At 42.0% G+C, this 16,721-nt stretch carries 16 protein-coding genes and 1 riboswitch; of the genes, 11 read left to right on the plus strand and 5 right to left on the minus strand.

Features of this window, described 5'->3' with window-relative positions:
- Positions 1–213 precede the first annotated feature (213 nt).
- The 4 genes from AHMF7605_RS00920 to AHMF7605_RS00935 all read left to right on the plus strand — a co-directional run bounded on the left by AHMF7605_RS00920 (position 214) and on the right by AHMF7605_RS00935 (position 5,986).
- Positions 214–2,793, plus strand: a complete 2,580-nt coding sequence (locus AHMF7605_RS00920; protein WP_106925553.1) for a DUF5686 and carboxypeptidase-like regulatory domain-containing protein — start codon at positions 214–216, stop codon at positions 2,791–2,793.
- 124 nt (positions 2,794–2,917) lie between these two features.
- On the plus strand, positions 2,918–3,166 hold the full coding sequence (locus AHMF7605_RS00925) for an acyl carrier protein (RefSeq protein WP_106925555.1): 249 nt from the start codon (positions 2,918–2,920) through the stop codon (positions 3,164–3,166).
- A gap of 67 nt (positions 3,167–3,233) precedes the next feature.
- The gene (locus AHMF7605_RS00930) at positions 3,234–3,482 is read left to right on the plus strand and encodes a hypothetical protein (protein ID WP_106925557.1); all 249 of its coding nucleotides are present in this window, start codon (positions 3,234–3,236) and stop codon (positions 3,480–3,482) included.
- A 161-nt stretch (positions 3,483–3,643) separates the two neighbouring features.
- The gene (locus AHMF7605_RS00935; RefSeq protein WP_106925559.1) at positions 3,644–5,986 is read left to right on the plus strand and encodes a GAF domain-containing protein; all 2,343 of its coding nucleotides are present in this window, start codon (positions 3,644–3,646) and stop codon (positions 5,984–5,986) included.
- A gap of 63 nt (positions 5,987–6,049) precedes the next feature.
- Here the strand turns inward: AHMF7605_RS00935 and AHMF7605_RS00940 are convergent, their stop codons facing one another.
- A complete protein-coding gene (locus tag AHMF7605_RS00940) occupies positions 6,050–7,075 on the minus strand; it encodes a substrate-binding domain-containing protein (RefSeq protein ID WP_233218786.1) in 1,026 nt (341 codons plus the stop codon).
- Between the two features lie 327 nt (positions 7,076–7,402).
- Between AHMF7605_RS00940 and AHMF7605_RS00945 the strand changes: the two genes are divergently transcribed.
- A complete protein-coding gene (locus AHMF7605_RS00945) occupies positions 7,403–7,750 on the plus strand; it encodes a translation initiation factor (protein WP_106925563.1) in 348 nt (115 codons plus the stop codon).
- A gap of 78 nt (positions 7,751–7,828) precedes the next feature.
- On the opposite strand, the gene kdsB is transcribed toward AHMF7605_RS00945, so the two are convergent.
- On the minus strand, positions 7,829–8,566 hold the full coding sequence (kdsB, locus tag AHMF7605_RS00950) for a 3-deoxy-manno-octulosonate cytidylyltransferase (RefSeq protein WP_106925565.1): 738 nt from the start codon (positions 8,564–8,566) through the stop codon (positions 7,829–7,831).
- Positions 8,567–8,782: 216 nt separating this feature from the next.
- Between kdsB and AHMF7605_RS00955 the strand changes: the two genes are divergently transcribed.
- The 4 genes from AHMF7605_RS00955 (at position 8,783) to AHMF7605_RS00970 (ending at position 12,883) form a co-directional block, all read left to right on the plus strand.
- Positions 8,783–9,622: a DUF4905 domain-containing protein gene (locus tag AHMF7605_RS00955; protein WP_158267425.1), complete on the plus strand. Its 840-nt coding sequence runs from the start codon at positions 8,783–8,785 to the stop codon at positions 9,620–9,622.
- A gap of 11 nt (positions 9,623–9,633) precedes the next feature.
- Positions 9,634–10,629: a septal ring lytic transglycosylase RlpA family protein gene (locus AHMF7605_RS00960; protein WP_158267426.1), complete on the plus strand. Its 996-nt coding sequence runs from the start codon at positions 9,634–9,636 to the stop codon at positions 10,627–10,629.
- 371 nt (positions 10,630–11,000) lie between these two features.
- Entirely contained in the window at positions 11,001–12,008 is a 1,008-nt protein-coding gene (locus tag AHMF7605_RS00965; RefSeq protein WP_106925571.1) for a LysM peptidoglycan-binding domain-containing protein, read from the plus strand.
- A gap of 95 nt (positions 12,009–12,103) precedes the next feature.
- The gene (locus AHMF7605_RS00970) at positions 12,104–12,883 is read left to right on the plus strand and encodes a TIGR02757 family protein (RefSeq protein WP_106925573.1); all 780 of its coding nucleotides are present in this window, start codon (positions 12,104–12,106) and stop codon (positions 12,881–12,883) included.
- A 146-nt stretch (positions 12,884–13,029) separates the two neighbouring features.
- On the opposite strand, the gene AHMF7605_RS00975 is transcribed toward AHMF7605_RS00970, so the two are convergent.
- Positions 13,030–13,746: a DUF4097 family beta strand repeat-containing protein gene (locus tag AHMF7605_RS00975; RefSeq protein WP_394336226.1), complete on the minus strand. Its 717-nt coding sequence runs from the start codon at positions 13,744–13,746 to the stop codon at positions 13,030–13,032.
- The gene (locus tag AHMF7605_RS00980; protein ID WP_106925577.1) at positions 13,707–13,967 is read right to left on the minus strand and encodes a hypothetical protein; all 261 of its coding nucleotides are present in this window, start codon (positions 13,965–13,967) and stop codon (positions 13,707–13,709) included. The genes AHMF7605_RS00975 and AHMF7605_RS00980 overlap by 40 nt, the downstream gene beginning before the upstream one ends.
- Positions 13,968–14,465: 498 nt before the next feature.
- Between AHMF7605_RS00980 and AHMF7605_RS00985 the strand changes: the two genes are divergently transcribed.
- Positions 14,466–14,990: an AAA family ATPase gene (locus tag AHMF7605_RS00985; protein WP_106925579.1), complete on the plus strand. Its 525-nt coding sequence runs from the start codon at positions 14,466–14,468 to the stop codon at positions 14,988–14,990.
- A gap of 112 nt (positions 14,991–15,102) precedes the next feature.
- Positions 15,103–15,975: an aldose 1-epimerase family protein gene (locus AHMF7605_RS00990; RefSeq protein WP_106925581.1), complete on the plus strand. Its 873-nt coding sequence runs from the start codon at positions 15,103–15,105 to the stop codon at positions 15,973–15,975.
- 187 nt (positions 15,976–16,162) lie between these two features.
- Here AHMF7605_RS00990 and AHMF7605_RS00995 read toward each other — a convergent pair whose 3' ends face one another.
- A complete protein-coding gene (locus tag AHMF7605_RS00995; RefSeq protein ID WP_106925583.1) occupies positions 16,163–16,417 on the minus strand; it encodes a hypothetical protein in 255 nt (84 codons plus the stop codon).
- Positions 16,418–16,609: 192 nt separating this feature from the next.
- Positions 16,610–16,707, plus strand: a riboswitch (TPP riboswitch).
- The last annotated feature ends 14 nt before the right edge of the window (positions 16,708–16,721 follow it).

A 16,721-nucleotide genomic window follows, 5' to 3' on the forward strand; every position in this document is an offset into this window, starting at 1 on the left:
AATCCATGAAAATAGAATTTGCTTATTTGTACCTCGCCAAATGTATTTCTGCCAATATCTTTTTTAGATAAAGCACAAACAGATGAAACCACTCCTCACTATTAATTGCGAGAAGGTGTTTTCTGAAAATGGTGGGATTTTACTTTAACATTTAAACCTGCTTTCAATCCCTTGTTCCGCTCATATTGCTACCACCCAGTCAATTTTAAAACTATGTTTGCTCATTATTTATCAAACTTCATCAAGGTACTTCTTCTGATTGGAGTTTTGTGTTTCCTGGCGGTAAATAAAATGCTGGCTCAGACTGCCCCTCCTACAGTGGTAAGAGGAATTTTAAATGATGCCCAAACCCAGGAACCCCTTATTGGAGTTTCCGTGTATTTCCCGGATACCCAAATTGGTACCGTTACCGATGTAGCGGGTAAGTACGTATTAAAAGCAAATCAAGCTTTTTCGCAGGTGCGGTTCTCCTACGTGGGTTATAAAACCGTTACCCGGTTCATTACCCCCAATCAAAGCCAGGAACTTAACTTAAGCCTGGATAACGATAGCCAGCAGTTAACCGAAGTGCTTATCAAAGGCAAGCGCCATTACCGGAATAAAAACAACCCGGCAGTAGATTTAATCCGGGAAGTAATAGCGCATAAAGCCGCGAACCAATTGCAGCAGTATAATTTTGCGGAGTACGAACAATATGAAAAGCTGCGGTTCTCTATTACTAATACGCCCGAAAAAATGCAGAAGAATTTTTTGCTCCGGAAATTTCCTTACTTGATCTCAGATTTAGATACGACCACCTTAAAGGGAAAAGCGTTGCTGCCCTTTTATTTACAGGAAGTTTTTTCTAATAACTACTATCGTCGGAATCCCGACAAAAACAAAAAAATAATTACCGCTGAGAAGAAAGTAGATTTTGGCGAGTACATCGATAGTAAAGGAATGCAAGCCTATTTCAATCACTTGTACCAGGACATTGATATTTACCAAAATAACATTCCGGTAGTCACCAATCAGTTTTTAAGCCCAATTGCGGATGCGGCACCTACTTTTTACCGGTTTTATATTACCGATACAGTAGCTACTCAAAATGGCAAATTGATAAAGTTAACTTTTGAACCCCGTAACGAAACCGACTTTTTATTTGCAGGCAACTTATACGTAACGCAAGACGGTAACTTTGCCGTGCAGAAAGCCGATTTAGGCATAAGTAAAACCATAAACCTGAACTGGGTGCGGGATTTGCGCATTAAGCTGGATTTTACTCCCGACGAAGCCGGTAAATACCACCTAAGTAAAAGCGAGATGCGCGCCGATCTAGGCCTAACCCCCAAAGGCAATTTTGGCATGTACGGTACGCGCCTGGTAGCTTATAAAAACTACGCCTTTGATAAACCGCAACCCATTAATTTTTACGATGGCTTACCGGTAGTAACGGCAGAGTTAGTGAGCCAACCCGACGAAAATTTTCTGCAAGCGAACCGGCCGGATACTTTAACGGCCAGCGAAGCTACTACTTATACTAATATTGAGACCCTAAAAAATTCAGCTTCTTTTAAAAGAACCGCCGATTGGGCTACTTTACTCATTGCCGGTTACAAAAAAGCTGGTCCTAACATTGAAATCGGCCCGGTAGCTACTTTTTACAGTTTCAATCCCGTAGAAGGTTTCCGGCTGCGGTTTGGCGGTCGCACCACGCCCCATTTCAGTAAAAAAATTAATTTTGATACCTACGCGGCTTACGGTTTTAAAGACGAGAAATGGAAGTATTACCTGGGAGCCACTTACTCCTTAAGCGATAAAACCATTTACGATTTTCCGGTAAGATCCGTGCGGGTAAGCTACCAGCAAGATACCAAAATTCCCGGTCAGGAATTGCAGCTAATTCAGGAAAGTAACGTGTTTTTGTCGCTTAAACGGGGCATCAACGACAAATATTTATACAATAAAACGTTTAATCTGGAGTACTTGCAAGAGTTTGAAAATCATTTTTCTTACCGCTTGGGTTTAAAAAGATGGCAACAATCTCCGGCGGGTAGCCTGGCTTTCGAAAGAATTACCACTTCCGAAAATCAGTCCGCTTTGCTGTCTCATTTAACTACTTCGGAATTATCGGCGGAACTCCGGTGGGCACCCAACGAAAAGTTTTTTCAGGGCAAAATTTACCGTACTTCCTTTGTTGGTCGTTATCCGGTATTTACCTTGCGCGGCATAGCCGGGGTAAAAGGTTTGTTCGATGGCGAGTATAATTATCAGCAGCTCACCCTGAATGTATTTAAGCGGTTCAGTTTATCGCAATTAGGTTATACCGATGTGGTAACGGAAGGCGGTTATTTGTTCGGGCAAGTGCCGTACCCGCTATTATCCATTCACCGGGCCAATCAAACGTATTCGTACCAATTTCAGTCGTATAACCTGATGAACTTCCTGGAATTTGCCAGCGACCGGTACGCCAGTATGATGCTTGACCATTGCTTTAACGGATTTATTTTTAATAAAATACCGCTCATCAAAAAAACCAAGTTCCGGGAGTACGCCACGCTTAAAGTTCTTTACGGCGGCCTGCGCCCTGAAAATAATCCGGCAGAAAATAACCAATTGTTGAAATTTCCGGTGGATGCCAGCGGGGTAACGACTACTTACTCTTTAGAAGATAAGCCATACGTGGAAGGCAGCTTGGGAATTGGTAATATTTTTAAATTTTTCCGGATAGACCTGGTTAAACGCTTTTCTTACCTGGATCATCCGGATACGTCCGAATTAGGCATTCGAGGTCAGTTTAAATTCGACTTTTAAAACTTTAACCGCAGTTAGCCTAAGGGTCATTTTTTGTTTCGCCACTATCTTTTTATTTCATGGCTAGTCCACCAATCTTATGGAAGTAAGTAAACTAACCACTATAAATTTAATTTAAAGGCACATGACACTATTTAACCAAGTGAAGGATTTGATTTTGGCCCAAGGCATTGTTTCGCGGGTAGCTATCTTACCCGAAACGGATTTAGTGCTAGACCTGAATTATAAACCGGTCGATATAGCGGAGTTAATCCGGATGATGCAACGCGAATTTAAAACAAACTTAATTCCCGAAGAATTTACTTCCTTAACCCGGCTGGACCAAATAATCCACTATATCCAGAAAAGTCGCCAAATTACCGATCCTTACTAATGCAGGTTACATTTAAAAACAGGAAAAAGAACGAGGAAATACGAGTACCTATCAGATAAAAAATGAAATGAGAAATAAAAAAGTACTACTAGATAAAAAATCAGTTTACAATTTAATTAAAAATGAATGGCAGATTTCAGAGGAATTATCCCGGTTAAAAAAATTACCTTTAAAAAAGTTGGGGGTATCGGCTCTGGAAATAAACTGGCTCCTGAATACCATGGAAGGAGAGTACCACTGCCGTATCGTGGATAATAACGTTTCGTTAGGTATGCCCCTGGAGGAATTTGTGCACCTAATTACGCAAAGTAATTAAAATTAAGATAATTGATTTTTCTGAAGTAACGCCTCATTGAGCTTTATTGAATTAACTATACATCTACTTTTACTTATTTAGCGGTTGATGCCTTAACGATTACTTATTATATTGTTAGGGTATTCAAAAAAAGCTGCTAGGCGCACTTTAAAAATAAAGGCATGGAACTACTGCAAATAAATATTCCCCGGCTAGTAGAAAACGTTCGGCCTTTTCGCTTATCCTTTCAGCCGTTTGTGCATTACCTGCAAAAGCAGAAACAAGAAGCGCCACCCAAATCGGGGCTTATTTTTTTGTATGATTACCTCATTTCCAAGTTTACTCCTTTTTTGGCGCTGCAGCATACCTTAGAAGAACTAACGGATACGGAACCAATTGATGAGCTTTTTACTCTAATCAAGCACAGTGTTTTACCATTTATTCATCAGGGCGAAGAAACTCCGTATGCTATTGGATTGCCCCACCATCCGCTTTCCCTTTTTCATTATTCCGAATCTTTTAAGCGTTTAGCCGGTTCCTCCACGGAAACGCCCCCTCACCCCGATTTGCTTACCATGCGCGAAAATTTGGGGCGCGCTTTATACAAATTGGTGCTGGAGAAATGCTACCACATCCCGACCAGTATTGCCTTGTCGCCCTGGCTTACCATCAAGAAAGAAGTAGCGGGCCTGACGAAATATTACCGCCTCCGGATCGATTTCCGGTTTATGGAGCCCCATCCTTTGAGTTCTTTGCCTCCCGTAGATGCTAGTTGGCTGGAGTTTGCCGGTAATAATATCCGAACCGTGGAAGAACTACCCGTAGCCTTGCCTTTGGAGCAATTTACGTTCGATGGGTTCAGTTTTTTCCTGATGGAAGATGTAACCGAACAAGCTACCCTGCAGGATTTGAAAGAAGTATTTGTGCATTTGCAATCGGAGGTAGAAAGTGGTATTTACCAGCGTTTTGAAAAAGCATTGCGTAACTTATGCGGCCTGCAAGACCTCCAGATTGGGTTAATGCCTTTTTTGCAGGTAAACGGTAATTACGTGCACCACGCTCCCTATACTTCCCGCAGTATTTTCCTGAAACACTCTACCCCATTAATAGATGAGAAAAGTAAACCCAAAGTTCAACACTTAATCTATGAGATAGTTCGTCGTCCTCAGCCACGGATATTCAATGATTTAACTTGCGCTAAAACACCCCAACAACGGCTTTTGCGGCGCAAAGGATTCGGAAGTTTTATTGTGTATCCGCTGGTAGTCGCTAATAATGCGGTGGGTATGCTCGAAATTGGCAGCCCGCACGTGGGAGTGTTAAACCGGGAAGTTTTGCGCAAGGTAGAACAAGCTATTCCGATGGTGGTAGAATTACTATTGTACCAGCGGAATCAGTTTAAGAACAGCATGGAAGAAATTATCCGGCAAAAATTTACGCTGCTGCAACCTGCTTTAGAGTGGAAATTTGCCGAAGCCGCCTGGGCTTACCTGCGACAAGGCCAAGAAGAACTGCTCGAAGAAGAAGCCACGCAGGTAATTTTTGAAGAAGTATTTCCTTTTTACGGGGCTATTGATGTCCGCAATTCTTCCACGGAACGGAATAAAGCCATTCAGCAAGATTTTATCCGTCAATTCCGCTCCATCGGGGAGATATTGCAATTGCCCAACCTACCCAGGTATCAAAGTAGGCCCGAAAAGTTGCTGGCTAAGTGCTGGTATTGGCAACGCCGGTTGATAGAAAAAATTACTCCGGAGGAAGAAGAACAAATTACGGAATTTATAAAACGGGAGATAAATCCTTATTTCCGGTATTTGCACCAGCATCACCCTGAATTTAATACTTGGTTATTCCCGTATCTAGAAGTGGTAGACCCAATAACTCATCTTTATCAGCAAAAATACCGGGCCTACGAGCAAAGTATGGCGCAAATAAATACTACTGTTACCACTTACCTAGAGCAAGAGGCCAGAAATATACAAGCTATTTTCCCGCATTACTTCGAGAAGTTTCGCACCGACGGTTTGGAGTACAACCTGTACATCGGTTCTTCTATTGCTCCTTGGTTACCTTTTGGGCCGGAGCATTTACAGCAAATCCGGCAATGGCAACTTGCCTCTATCCTGCAAATGGCGGCTTTAACGCACCAGCTATTACCCGGCTTACCTTTACCTTTGCAAACCACCCAACTTATTTTATTGCATTCGCACCCGGTAGATATAAAATTTCGGCTCGACGAACACCGGTTTGATGTGGAAGGCTCTTATAGCATCCGGTACGAAATAATTAAAAAACGGCTGGATAAAGCTCACCTGAAAGGAACAAACGAGCGGCTTACTCAGCCCGATACCATTGCGTTAGTGTATACAACCCGTCCCGAAATAGAAGAATTTTTGCCGGTTATTCATCGCTTCCAACAAGAACAAAAGCTGGGTATGGAGTTAGAGTTTCTGGAGCTAGAACCCTTACAGGGAGTAACGGGTCTGAAGGCGCTCCGCCTCCGGATTAATTATAAAGGCATTTAAAAATCAACGGTTTCATTCTACTGATATAGGAAACCCGCATTAAGGTTGCCTAAAGCAGTAAGTTTACTTTTTCAGAAATTGGTCTACGTTTTCGCGGGTAATCCGGAGCAGGCCGGTATTAATGGTGGTGGGCACGTTGGTAATATTAGAAGCAGCATCGTTAGCGGACAACCGATTCGTGCGGTGTACCATGTCAAACAAAAACTGCGCGCCGTACCAGGTAAATAATTCCCGCTTCTGGCCGGCCAGCATTTGAATAACGCCTTCTTTCACTAATTGCAAATGTTCTGGTTCCCAATCTACGGTGGTAATTTTTACTTTGCCTGCTTTCCCGGCTTCTTTTACCGCCAATGCCATACCCGGTCCCGAGTTAGAATCAAAGCCGCAAATACCCGCTAAATCCGGATGAGCCGCTAGCACGTCGGAGGTAATTTTGGCAGCTAGCTCTACGTTGGCCTTATCGTCGTATTTACCTACCACCTGCATTTTGGGGTACTTTTTGAGTACATCCAGTAAACCTTGAAAACCGGCTTCCATATTGGTTAGGCCTAAAATGCCCATGTAAGCAACTTTACCTTTTCCGTTGGTTAGCCGTACCATTTCTTCGCCTTGCATGCGACCGATCTGGTACCAGTCGGTACCCAGAAAAGCATGCCGATTCGAGTTAGGTACATCAGAATCGTAAACTACCGTAGGAATTCCGGCGGCTACGGCTTGGTTAATGGCTAAAGCAATACCCGGATCGGTGCCATTGATGAGCAAGCCGGCTGGCCGGGTAGCAATTACCTGTTCAATAGTTTCAATTTGAGCGGGCACATCCCACTCCGACGGCCCCAGAATAGAAGTTTTAACCCCCATTTTTTGTCCCCAGCGTTTAAAAGCGGACTGGTCGTGGTTCACGTACATGGGCATGCTGATGGCAGTTGTAACCATTACGTATTCTTCATCCGGATTAACTTCGTCGCTGGTGGCGGTAGTTAAAACCGTACCTTCGCTCGTTGCGGTTTTCTCCCGCGGCGGTAATTCGCAGGCATTCAGCCCCAAAAAACCAGCTAGTAAGAAGCAATAAACCACTTTTGGTATCATCATTTGCATTATTAAATAATTGGAAAGAAAAATTTAATGATAGTTTACTTGTTCTGACTTTATTCTTGTTCTGATTTTAATAGAGACAGATCAAGTAAAAAAAACGTCTTAGAGAAGATTTCTTTAAAAGAACACTCCTAAAATTTTTACACATATTAATGTAATTTCGGGCATATACTTATAAGATAAAGGAAAATTTTCATTAAACCGTAGAAATTAACCTATTGTAAACGGCTCACTTCTTTTACCTAAACGAATAAAAAGATGCGGGTTTATTGATGGAAATAGAAAAACACGTATAATCTATCACGCAAAAAATAAATTCTGAATATGGCAGATAAAAACAAAAAAGGTCGTCAGGGAGTTGTTTTTTCTACCGACCCAGATTTTAAATATGAATACGAACCGGAGGAGCAAATTACTACTTTGCCGCCGCCGCAGCAGAACTTAAAAGTGCAGCTAGATAAAAAAGCCCGGGCCGGTAAGCAAGTTACCTTAGTGACGGGTTTTGTAGGAACCGAAGACGACCTGAAAGAACTGGGTAAGTTATTGAAAAATAAATGCGGCGTAGGCGGTACCATCAAAGACCAGGAAATAATCATTCAAGGCGATTTTCGGGATAAAATCCTGCAAATCCTCATTCAGGCTAATTACAAAGCGAAAAAAGTGGGCGGTTAACCACTGGCGAGAATTAGCTAATGTACTATGAAGTGAATAGATGCTATTTTTTATTTCCAGTAGAAAGATTTAGAGCTATCACTCTTTAAATTGCAAAGCTTTTTCTAAATCATCTGGCGTATCAATTCCAAAAGTTTCCTGATGCGTAACGGCAACCGAGATTTTAAAGCCATTCTCCAGCCAGCGCAATTGCTCCAGTGACTCGGCTTTTTCCAGCGGGGAGGGCGGTAGCTGAGTAATTTGTTCCAGAATATCAGCCCGGTAGCCATAAATGCCGATGTGCTTGTAATAGGAATGTTTTTCGGTCCAGGTACTTTCTTCGGCTCCCCGCAAGTAAGGAATCGGCTGGCGACTAAAGTAAATAGCTTCGTGGTGCTGGTTGATAACTACTTTGGGTGAGTTTGGGTTAAATAATTCAATGGTCGTTTCAATAGGTTTTACCAGAGTAGCCAGTTGGGTAGCTGGATTTTCGAAGCAGGAAACGAGTAAGTTAATTTGCTCCGGCTGAATAAATGGTTCGTCGCCTTGGATATTAATGATATAATCATGCGGCACATTGTAGCGCGTGTAAGCCTCGAAGCAACGGTCGGTGCCGCTTTGATGGTGACTAACGGTAAGTATGGCTTCGCCGCCGAAACGTTGTACTTCAGTTAAAATTCGTTCGTCATCGGTGGCTACCAGAACTTTGGCTAAACGGGCTTTACTCGCTTGCTCGTACACCCGCTGAATCATGGTTTTACCCTGAATAGATACGAGAGGTTTGCCCGGAAACCGGGTAGAGGCGTAACGAGCCGGGATAATACCAATTATTTCCATTTTACGATAAAATTTACAGATTTACACTTTAAACGGCCAACAGCCGCAATTTAAAATAAGTTAGCTCAAAAGAACTAATTCTTCCGCCCGAAAATAATTTCTTACAATTATCTGCTTCTTTAACTAACCAAGGTGGTTTCACCGGATATTCCGAAAATATAAGCCCGCTCTTTCCGATAGATTTTTTACCTTTGCAAGACCCGGTGGTTATTAGGTTTGGCGGGTATTCGTTTGGAAGCAAGTTCTCCGCAACAACAATTTTTGCTCACCTTTGAATCGCCTATCTGGCAAATTCGGGTAGATTATGAACAAGGGTTATTAGCGTTCGAACTCCGCGACAGCGATCGTTTACAAGTGGAATTTGCCGTACTAAATTTACAAAACGGCCAGCTTAGCGCTCCTTACCGGGCACCCGAAAACTGGTGGATGGGTTTAGAAGATGCTTACGGGCGAATGCTGTTTTTGCATGGTTTTGGCAATCGGGCTATTGGCACGCACCAAGGTATTACCGCCGTTTCTGCCGACTCGTACCAAATTTTATGGCAGCAGGATCAAACGGTTTTTTACGGATTAGCCGATAATTCTCGAATTATAGCTCGGCCGGTTAAAGCAGAAAACGAGTTTTTTCAGGCTTTAAATGCCCAAACCGGGGTTATCTTGGAAACAAATATTAATCCGGTAGAAGCTCAGGCAGCGGTTACTAGTTTTAACCGATCACGAACTTCTAAAAGTAATTACCCGGTTCACTATCCAGCAACCAGTGAGCATTTTGCTTTGCTGAGTCAATTCATTTTCTCGCATTCGGAGCGGCAGGGCCAGGGCGCTATTGATTACCTGGAAACAGAAAAATATTTAATTTTAGGTTATAACGAGGTCGTAGCAAAGGGCAAGTGGCAAAATATTTTAGGAGTTTACTCCGCGACTGAAGGCACGTTGTTGTTGGAAGAAGTTTTAACGGCTTCTGCTTCCGGCTTAGTTCGGGATACTTTTTTTGTAATAAATAATACTCTGCTGTTTATAAAAGCAAAAAATACATTGGTAGGGTATTTCGTTTAATAATTATGGCTATGATGAAGTTTTTAGTAGCGGCTTTGTGTTTGTTAGCAGCAGTGTCTGTAAGCAATTCTTATGCGATTGCAACTCCTCTTGATTCGATAAAAATAATTGCTAATGGTAATAAATTGATCCGGCACCAAGTGCAGGCCAAAGAAACCATTTTTTCTGTGGCCCGGAAATATGGCGTAACCGTAACCAAAATAAAGCAAACAAATCCGGGATTAACCACGCTACTGGTAGGTCAGGTAATTTTCGTTCCAGTGGCAACCGCCACGGGTAATCCATCTAAAACAATTAACGTAACGAAAACGCCGGTTAAAAAAGAAAATAAAACTGCGCCCGTATCTCCTACAATTGGTGGTCCGGTTTTGTTCGATGGGCAAGGAAACCAGGTCCATAAAGTAGATAGCAAACAAACTTTATTTTCAATTGCCCGCTTGTATAATGTGCGTATTGCCGACCTTAAAAAATGGAATAATCTGCCGGACGATAACGTGCACGATAACCAGACGTTAATTGTGAAGCCCCAGGCCTCTTCTGGAAAAGCAATAGCCAATTCTCCGGTAGAACCCGTCATTCCCGTTAAACCTGAAACAACAGCTGTAACTCAAACGCCGGTGGTAGTTTCCCGGCCCGAAACCATACCCGTCGATCATACAGCGGTACGCCGCGAAGATAGCATAAGAGCGGCTGCGCCCCGGGAAACTTTTTCGAGGGTAACGGAAAGTGGTTTGGCCGAATTAATCAGCGAAGGAAAATCGGGTAATAAATACTTGGCCTTGCATAAAACCGCTCCCGTAGGCTCCTTTATAAACGTTCGTAACCTGATGAATAATCAAGCAGTTTCGGTTCGGGTAATCGGTAAATTGCCCGATATTGGTTCGAATGAAAAAGTAGTGGTGAAGGTTTCGAAACGGGCTTATCAACGCTTGGGAGCTTTGGATAACCGCTTTATGGTGGAAGTGCAATACGAGGTAGCTGATAAAGTTTTATCTTCGAACCAGTAAATTCCCGGTTATTCGTTTAACCTTGCTACTAACACAAGTATTTCTCTTTCCAAAAAGGGTAACCATTTTCGAGCGGCGGGTAAAGCTTAATAGGAGAACTTGTTTATTTTAATTTGTACCTAAGATTATTTTCCAGCGCCTATTCTTTAACAAAATTCTTCGTTAGTCATAGAGAATTATATTCTCCATCTTTTATAAATTTTCTTTCCTCTCTCTGTGAGTTAATAGCCATTCCGTACGGGTTTTGTTGATAAGAATGTTGATAATTCTTTCTAAAAAAAAGACCCCAGCAAGGGAAGTTAGTTTTTTTATCCGGGCCGAAAAGTTAAATTTGAAATAAGAAAGAAACGTCAGCTCGTTAAGATAGGAATATGATTAAAGGTTTTTTGGCCGCCGTTTTTACGTGCGGTTTCATTCAGGTTTCCCAAGCCGCCATTCCGGCAGTAGTAGATTCAGTAGGTACAGTTGTTAAAAATGGTAAAACCTTTACCGTTCATAAAGTAGCCCCTAAAGAAACAATTTATGCTTTGGCGCGTCGCTACGGTATTTCCGTTACGCAGGTACAACAAGCTAACCCCGGCGTAACTTCCTTAGTGGTAGGGCAAACCGTATTTGTGCCTAGTCGCGGTAAAGCTAATTCTGCTGAAAGTACATCATCGGTAATTAGTCAACAAAAAGAAGCTTCTGCATCGGTAGCTATCGTACCCACTAGTCCCGGTATAACTAACCCTGCAACAGCCAACAATGGTAACAATAAGGTACACCAGGTAGGAGCTCGCCAAACTTTATTTGCGATTGCCCGGCTATATAACGTAAGTACCACTGATCTTAAAAAATGGAATAATTTAACTTCCGATGATCTGCAGGAAGGGCAGACCTTAGTGGTGACTCCCCCCGGTAATAGTTCTGTAACAAGTACTCTTAATACTGTTGCTATAGCGGATAAAAATGAAGATAAAGTTGCAACCACGGTACCTGCTTCTGCTCCAACCACCAGCCCCAAGCCGGTAATTCGTCGGGAAGAAATTAAATCGGCTACCGCTTCGGTGGCAACCCGGGATAATTCCGAGGTAAAAGAAGAACGCACGGAAACCCGGTATACGGAAAATTTAAGCCGGATTTCGGAAAGCGGAATGGCAGAAGTAATGGACAAAGCAGAAGGAAATAAATACCTGGCTTTACATAAAACCGCGCCGGTGGGGACCATTTTACAGGTGAAAAATACCTTGAATAATCAAAGTGTGTACGTGCGGGTAAGTGGTAAATTACCGGAAAACAGTACCAGCGATAGAGTAATTATTCGGGTTTCAAAACGGGCTTATCAGAAATTGGCCGCTACGGATAGCCGCTTCCAGGTGGAAGTGAACTATATGCCTTAAGCAATTGCAGCTTTTTAAATTCTACTAACTCTGCCTAAACTTCTATTTTGGAGGTTTTAGCAGAGTTATTTTTTTGATTTTAATTTAAATTAACTATGCTGTTATTTCAGGAGCTGTATGAGTTACTCGAACAAAATTACGAAAAGTTTAACCGGCCCCATTTTATTTCGGACGATCCGATTTCTATTCCGCACCGGTTTTCCCGGAAGCAGGACATTGAGATTAGTGGTTTGTTTGCGGCAATACTGGCCTGGGGGCAAAGAAAAACGATTATAACTAAATGTGCTGAGCTCATGCAACGGTTTGATTCGGCGCCCTATGATTTTATCAAAAACCACCAGGACTCCGACTTGAAAGCTTTGTTAGGCTTTAAACACCGGACTTTTAACGATACCGATCTGTTGTATTTGGTTTATTTTCTGCACCAATTCTACCTGCAGCACGACTCCCTGGAACTGGCTTTTGTAGGTTCTGATCCTATCAAAATTCAGAATCAAAAAGACCGGTTAGAATATTTTCACAATCTGGTTTTTTCTTTACCCGAATCGCCCTCTCGTACTCGAAAACATATTTCTACTCCTGCCCGCAAATCGGCTTGTAAACGAATGAATATGTATTTGCGCTGGATGGTGCGCCAAGATAAGAAAGGAGTTGATTTTGGTCTTTGGCAATACATGCAGCCTGCCGACTTAATTTGCCCCTGCGATGTACACGTGGACCGGGTAGCCCGCCGCTTAGGTTTAATTACCCGGCCGCAAACCGATTGGCAAACCGCCGTTGAACTTACCGCTAAACTTCAGGAATTTGACCTGACAGATCCCGTAAAGTACGATTTTGCTTTGTTTGGTTTGGGCTTAGAAGAACGTTATGGGTGAAGGTAATTTTTGTAAGATAAAGGTTTAGAATGGATTCTTTTCAAGTCTTCTAGGAGTGGTGCTGAAACACTACAATAGTAATATAAAGAAAATGCCGACTGTGAGTGCAGCCGGCATTTTCTTTTATGTAAATTTTATATTTAAAGCTACATCCGGTAAGAAAGTTCGGTGGTACCGCCGGAAGTACTCATTTTTACCGGGATACCGCCTCCGTTTACAGTACCCTTTACCCGCCGAGTATCCGAAGTGCCATTAAAATTAGTTAAAGCGGTTTTTACCCGATTACCTTCTAAATCTAGGTCTAGACCTTTGCCGCCGGGAATGGTAGCGTGTACGGAGCCGCCGCTGGTTTCTAAAGTAAGATATTTACCTAAGCGTTGTACATCTGCGTGGATGCTGCCCCCGCTGGTATGAGCATTGATATCGCCGGCTACCTTATCTAGGTGAATGCTGCCCCCGCTGGTATGTACTTTCAGGCTGCCGTTGGCATCGTCGATGTTGATGGAGCCGCCACTGGTTTGGGCATCCAGGGAACCTTGGTAATTAGCCAGGTCAATGCTGCCGCCGGAGGTATTGGCGTCCATGTTGCCTTTAATGTTTTTAAAGCTAAGGCTACCTCCACTGGTTTGTACTGTTTGTTCCCCGGTAACGGATTCCAGGCTAATACTGCCGCCGCTGGTGCGCAGGTTGCAGGCCATTTGCTGCGGCACTTGAATCTCAAAACCAATGCTTAAGTTATTTTCATTGTTCCAGCTTCTTTCTTTGCGTTCGGCAATAGCATAAATAGTATTACCTTCCTGGCGAACGTCGATGGTGTATTTGGCTAAGGCTTCGGGGAAGGTGCTTCCAGGCGACGCTTCCAGTTAGCAGGGGTAACAAAAACCTTTACTTTTACCTGGTCGCCCGAACCACCCGTAACTTTAATGCTGCCACCCGAAGTTTTGGCTTGCAGTTTACCCGCTCCGGTTAGGCTAAATTCTTTTACCAAGTAAGGTTTTTTATCGTCGGCTAAGCTTTTGAATGCCGTAATTATACCGACAAACGCGAAGATCAGAATTAAGAAAATTCCTGTAGTTTTTTTCATAGCAGTTTAAATTTAAGAGTGATTAAATGAGTAGATGTTGCTTAGATGTAGAAGGTTGCCTGATTACACAAATTCCTTTGATTATTAGTTGGGTAATAATAGAAGCTGCTAAAACAAGGTTAATACAAAACTGACCAGTATCGGCAAATAGTTAAAAATAAAAATAACAAACTTAAAATCAGCCGAATCTAGATTTCTCCTGTCCAGAAATTTACAAAAAATAAGGAATAATGGCAGTTTTTTAATTCGAAAACTTTAACCGGAGAATTAAATTGTAAGTTTATTAAATGAGCAGTGATTGCTGGTTGGGAAATATTGAAGACTGCCTATAAAAACTGGTGGAAAGTTCACGACGGTATGCCGATTAGAAAGAGTTGTTTTCTGATTTTTGGGAAGAGTTTTTGAAATATTAACGATATTAAGCAGTAATAACTTGCTTCTTTTGCATGGTAAATAAAAATTAGCCAGTTTAGTCGCAGGAAAATTAAATTAAAATCTTTGCCCGAAAAAACACTTACGATTGGCATAACCGGACCAGAATCTACGGGTAAATCTACCTTAGCCGAGCAACTAGCAAATTATTACGGAGCCGTGTGGGTGCCGGAATACGCCCGGGCATACTTAGCTGATTTACAGAGGCCTTACACGCAGGCCGATGTAGAAAAGATAGCAGTGGAACAGCTAGACCGGATGAATAAAGCTCTAAAACCAGCACCAAAACTCGTTTTCTATGATACCGAATTATTAGTTTTAAAAATTTGGCTGGAAAATGCCTATGGAACTAGTCCGGCTTGGCTGCGCCAGGCTCTTCACCAACAGAATATAGATTTGTACTTACTAATGGACGTAGATTTACCTTGGGAACCCGATCCGCAACGCGAACATCCTCATTTACGCCAATTCTTTTATGATTGGTACCAGCGCGAATTGCTAGCTCTTAAATTAAACTTCGTGACAATTTCCGGATCTTATACTGCCCGGTTCGAAGCTGCCCGCCAACAAATAGATAAACTTTTAATTTAGAATTAAGTCACTCATAATTTTCAAGGTAAATATTTTAAAGAAGACTACCCAGTCGAGATTTAAATTTATTGCGGATAACGTAAAACTTACAACTTTAAACTTACAACCTCTTATGCATACTCTTCAAAACGGTACTTTCCAGATTGGCGTGCAGGAACAAGGCGCAGAATTGTGCAGTTTTAAAAATAACCAGAATAATCTAGAGTATATTTGGCAAGCTGATCCGGCTATTTGGGCGCGGCACGCCCCGGTATTGTTCCCCACTGTGGGTAAGCTAAAAGATAACCGCTACACTTACCAGGGTAATGCTTACACTTTGCCGCAGCACGGTTTTGCCCGGGATTATTCCTTTGCTTTAGAAAGTAAAACGGAAAATTCTTTAACTTTTCTCCTGCAACAGTCAGAAGCTACTTTAACTAATTATCCTTTTTCGTTCCGGCTTTACATAAGTTATCGTTTACAAGAAAATGCTTTAACCATTGCTTACTGCGTGGAGAATCCGGGCGATAGTATTTTATTTTTTTCGCTGGGAGCGCACCCAGGCTTTACTTGTCCTTTATTCCCGGATGAAAAATTTTCGGATTATTACCTGCAATTTGAACATCCGGAAGCCTTAGAAAGGTATTTACTCGAGCAAGGTTTGCAGAACGGCCAAACGGAAGCAGTGCTATTGGAAAATGATTCTCAGCTGCCGCTGAATTATGAATTATTCGAGAAAGATGCTATTGTTTTAAAAAATCTTCGTTCCGAAAAAATCTCTTTGCGCAGCCGCCACCACGAACACGGGTTAGATTTCGTATTTAAAGGCTTCCCGTATTTCGGCATCTGGACAAAAGAAAAAAATGCGCCTTTTATTTGCTTGGAACCATGGCACGGCATTGCCGATTCTATAAACAGTTCCGGTGACCTCACCGAAAAAGAAGGTATAATATCATTGCCTCCTTCTAAGAATTTTACCTGCGAGTACAGTATTGTGGTAAGGTAATAACCATTGCACAAAGGTAGAAGTAGACGACATTCTATGTCTAGCTGGTGACAGAAATGGAAGTTTAAAAATTAAAAGAGAATTTTCCTAAACCAGCTTACCTATAAATAAAAAAGCTTTTGCTCTGATATTTACTTATCAGGGCAAAAGCTTTTTTTAATAGCCGTTCGAAATTTTTTTAGGAATATTAGGAATATATTAATACACCATCTTCCCGCACAAAAATGCGGGGAGCCGGTTTATTATAGTCCGGTTCAAAATCACTTACTGGTAAAGAAATGCCCGGTGGTAAGTCCAGGTCCGGTAAATCTAGCCCTATGGGTTCGCCACCATCATCATCACTGCCTTCGGAAGAAGGTCTATTGTATTTCCGGCGGGGCATTACAATAAAATACGCCAGTATAGTAAGCACCGCAAAGGTATAAAGTAGTGAAATTAACATAATATTTAGTCACTATTAAAGGTTAAGCTGCATTTATAAGGCCATAATGGTGTAACGTAATACCTAACGAGAGGTTCTTCAATTCCAGGCTGATTCTGAACATTTTTCCAACCCAAAATCTGGATAACAATATAACAAATAAAAAGTAAATAAGATATAAAATTTGTAATAAAAAAAAATGCCGCTACCTTTGAGGTAGTTTAGGGGTGCCTTATCATATCGGGCTGAGATCATACCCATTGAACCTGATCCGGGTAATGCCGGCGAAGGGAAACACGGTTTTTCTTTTTTAGCTTTCTGTTTA

It is taken from the genome of Adhaeribacter arboris (genome assembly GCF_003023845.1).
Classification (GTDB): Bacteria; Bacteroidota; Bacteroidia; order Cytophagales; family Hymenobacteraceae; genus Adhaeribacter; species Adhaeribacter arboris.